Origin of the sequence: Devosia sp., assembly GCF_040509215.1 — a bacterium.
In the GTDB taxonomy this organism is placed as follows: Bacteria; Pseudomonadota; Alphaproteobacteria; order Rhizobiales; family Devosiaceae; genus Devosia.
Genome location: NZ_JBEVLL010000408.1, coordinates 1 through 3,374 on the forward strand (window position 1 = coordinate 1; position 3,374 = coordinate 3,374).

At 62.7% G+C, this 3,374-nt stretch carries 3 protein-coding genes and 1 pseudogene; 3 read left to right on the forward strand and 1 reads right to left on the reverse strand.

The features are described 5' to 3' along the window. Positions 1 to 701, reverse strand: a 701-nt coding sequence (gene purM, locus ABW043_RS22725) for a phosphoribosylformylglycinamidine cyclo-ligase (RefSeq protein WP_353923471.1), incomplete at its 3' end; no start/stop codon positions are given. A 208-nt stretch (positions 702 to 909) separates the two neighbouring features. On the opposite strand from purM, the gene ABW043_RS22730 reads away from it, so the two are divergent. The 3 genes and pseudogenes from ABW043_RS22730 to ABW043_RS22740 all read left to right on the forward strand — a co-directional run. Further along, the gene (locus ABW043_RS22730; protein WP_353923472.1) at positions 910 to 2,091 is read left to right on the forward strand and encodes an AI-2E family transporter; all 1,182 of its coding nucleotides are present in this window, start codon (positions 910 to 912) and stop codon (positions 2,089 to 2,091) included. After that, positions 2,088 to 2,831: a DnaA regulatory inactivator HdaA gene (gene hdaA / locus ABW043_RS22735; protein WP_353923473.1), complete on the forward strand. Its 744-nt coding sequence runs from the start codon at positions 2,088 to 2,090 to the stop codon at positions 2,829 to 2,831. The genes ABW043_RS22730 and hdaA overlap by 4 nt, the downstream gene beginning before the upstream one ends. A 64-nt stretch (positions 2,832 to 2,895) precedes the next feature. Next, positions 2,896 to 3,374 (forward strand): annotated as a pseudogene (locus tag ABW043_RS22740) (RNA degradosome polyphosphate kinase); the annotation flags it as partial.

The following is a 3,374-nucleotide window of genomic DNA, read 5'->3' on the forward strand; positions in this document are numbered from 1 at the left end:
TAGATGCGGGTCGGCGTCAGCAGCGCTTCGCCGAGCTTCTTGCCGTCTGCGAAAGGCGCAGGCGCATCCCAGCCGAGGCCGGAAAGCGTCACGATCTTGCGCACCAGCGAAAAACCGTTGGAATGGACGCCGGAAGAGGTCAGGCCAAGAATGACATCGCCCGGGGCGATGTCGCCGGCCGGCAGCAACTGGCCGCGTTCGGCAGCACCGACCGCAAAGCCGGCGAGGTCGTAATCGCCATCGGAATACATGCCCGGCATTTCGGCCGTCTCGCCGCCGATCAGGGCACAGCCGGACTCGACGCAGCCCGCGGCGATGCCCTTGACGATCGCCGCACCCTGGTCGGGATCTAACTTGCCGGTGGCGAAATAATCGAGGAAGAGCAGCGGCTCTGCGCCTTGAACGACGAGGTCGTTGACGCACATGGCGACCAGGTCGATGCCGACGGTATCGTGGAAGTCGGCGTCGATGGCGATCTTCAGCTTGGTGCCGACGCCGTCATTGGCGGCAACCAGGATCGGATCGTTGAAGCCTGCTGCCTTGAGGTCAAACAAGCCGCCGAAGCCGCCGATTTCGCCATCGGCGCCCGGGCGGCGCGTGGAGCGGACCGCCGGCTTGATCTTCTCGACCATCAGGTTGCCCGCGTCGATATCGACGCCTGCATCGCTATAGGTGAGACCGTTCTTGCCCGCCTCGCTCATCATCCATCTCCAGTCCGGATCCAATGGGGAACTTCAAGCTGCCGCCAATTGCATGACCTGCCCGGATATGCAAGCGTTCCGGCCGGATTTGCAGGTATTTCACAGCTCTCTTGGCAAACACGGACGTGAACTTGACCTTACCCGCCAAGCCGCTCATATGGCTGGCGGAGGATACGTCCGGAACTGCCAAGCAATCGAAGGAGCAGACATGCCATATCACGTCAGTGGGGCCAGCCTGAGGCGCCACATCCTGTTCTGGCTCGGCGTCCTGCTCGGCTTCGTCCTGTTCCTGTGGTTCTTCTCGTCCATCCTGCTGCCCTTCGTGGCCGGCATGGCGCTCGCCTATTTTCTCGATCCGGTGGCCGACTGGCTGGAGCGCCGCGGCCTCAGCCGCACCATGGCGACGGTCGTCATCCTCGTCTGCTTCGTCACCATCTTCGCGCTGGCGCTGATGCTGGTCATTCCGATCATCATCAGCCAGTTCACCCAATTCGCCGCAGCCCTTCCCGGCTACATTACCGAACTGCAGCAGATCATATCGAGCCCGCAGAGTTCTTTCCTGCCGCCCTGGGTGTCGGCGCAGATCGAGACCGTGAAGGAGAACTTCTCCCAGGTGCTGAGCCAGGGCGCCGGTTTCATCGGCTCGCTGCTTGGGCAGATCTGGAACTCCGGCAAGGCGATCGTCGACGTCATGTCGCTGCTGGTCGTCACCCCCGTCGTCGCCTTCTACATCCTGCTCGACTGGGACCGCATGGTCGCCAAGGTCGACAGCTGGGTGCCGCGCGATCAGGTCCAGGTGGTCCGCGAGCTTGCGCGCGAGATGGATCGTTCGGTTGCTGGTTTCATCCGCGGGCAGGGGTCTCTCTGCCTCATTCTCGGCATCTACTACGCCGTCGGCCTGTCGCTGGTGGGGCTCAATTTCGGCCTGCTGATCGGCTTCGTCGCCGGCATGATCTCCTTCATCCCCTATATCGGGTCGCTGATCGGCCTGGTCATGGCGATCGGCGTGGCGCTCGTCCAGTTCTGGCCGGATTACCCCTGGATCATCGCCGTCGCGGCCGTGTTCTTCTCGGGCCAGTTCATCGAGGGCAATATCCTGCAGCCCAAGCTGGTCGGCCAGAGCGTCGGCCTGCATCCTGTCTGGCTGATGTTCGCGCTGTTTGCCTTCGGCGCCCTGTTCGGTTTCGTCGGCCTTCTGATCGCCGTGCCTGCGGCTGCCATGGTGGCCGTGCTTGTCCGCTTCGCCCTGTCGCGGTATCTTGACAGCGATATCTACTATGGACGATCCGTCGATCTTCCATGGGAGGACGCTGAGCCGCATGCCGTTGAAAAGACCGGTGGCGTACAGCAGCAGATCGAAGCCCCTAAGAGCGCCCCTGCGAGCGAATGACCGATACGAACGAACGCCCGCGGCGCAAGGGCGAGCAATTGCCGCTGCATTTCACCCATGATGCTGCTCGCGGGCGGGACGATCTGCTCGTGTCCGCCCGGCTGGCTGCGGCGGTATCCGTCGTCGATGAGTGGCCGAACTGGCCATCCCCGGTGGTTATCCTCGCAGGTCCGGTCGGTTCGGGAAAATCCCATCTCGCCCATATCTGGCGCGAGCGTGCCGGCGCGGCGGAGATCCATCCGCTCGCTGGATCGAACGTGTCTCAGATCGCCTCTGCCGGCCCGGTCCTGTTCGAGGATGCCGATCGCCGCGGTTTCGACGAGACCGAGCTCTTCCACGTCATCAACGCCGTGCGCCAGCATGGCCACACCCTGCTGATGACGTCCCGCCAATGGCCGGCTTCCTGGGAGGTGGCGCTGCCCGATCTTAGATCCCGGCTGAAGGCCGCGACTGTGGTGGAGATCGGCGAGCCCGACGAAGAGCTGCTGGCGCAGGTGATCGTAAAATTGTTCGCCGACCGGCAGCTTAATATCGATGACAAGATTGTCGGCTATATCGTCAACCGGATGGAGCGTTCGTTGGAGACGGCGCAGCGTGTCGTGGACCAGCTCGACCGGCTGGCTCTGGCGCGTGGCGTACGCATCAACCGCAATCTAGCCGCCGAGGTTCTGGAGAGACTGGGGCAGGCGGATGGCGGTGCCGACGGGGACGCACAGGGGGATGCCGAAGGGGACGATTGACTGTCACAGTTCCGTCGTCAAAAAGTTATACCGCCGCAAGGCATAAACATATGAGGACGGAGCCATGGACCAGATCGCCGATACCCAGGAACACAAGGAAGTCGAGACGGTCCCGAGCTTTGCGGAACAGCTTGCAAGCCCCGAGCGCTTCATCAACCGTGAATTCTCCTGGCTGCAGTTCAATCGGCGCGTTCTCGAAGAGACGCTGAACACCGACCATCCGCTCCTGGAGCGTGTGCGGTTCCTGTCGATCTCCGCCGCCAACCTCGACGAATTCTTCATGGTGCGCGTCGCCGGCCTCGAAGGCCAGGTCCGCCAGAACATCGTTGTGCGCAGCCCCGATGGCAAGACGCCGGCCGAACAGCTCGATTCCATCCTGCAGGAAATCGACAACCTGCAGATGGAGCAGCAGGCCTCGCTTGCCGTCCTGCAGCAGTATCTTGCCCAGGAAGATATCCTGATCGTGCGTCCCGGCGCTTTGTCGGCCGAAGATCGCACCTGGCTCGCCACCGATTTCGAAGAGGACCTCTTCCCGGTACTGAC

What these genes read in the sequence shown, in the direction of transcription:
- hdaA (WP_353923473.1), top strand. Translation starts at nt 2,088, where the DNA reads ATGACCGATACGAACGAACGCCCGCGGCGCAAGGGCGAGCAATTGCCG.
- ABW043_RS22730 (WP_353923472.1), top strand. Translation starts at nt 910, where the DNA reads ATGCCATATCACGTCAGTGGGGCCAGCCTGAGGCGCCACATCCTGTTC.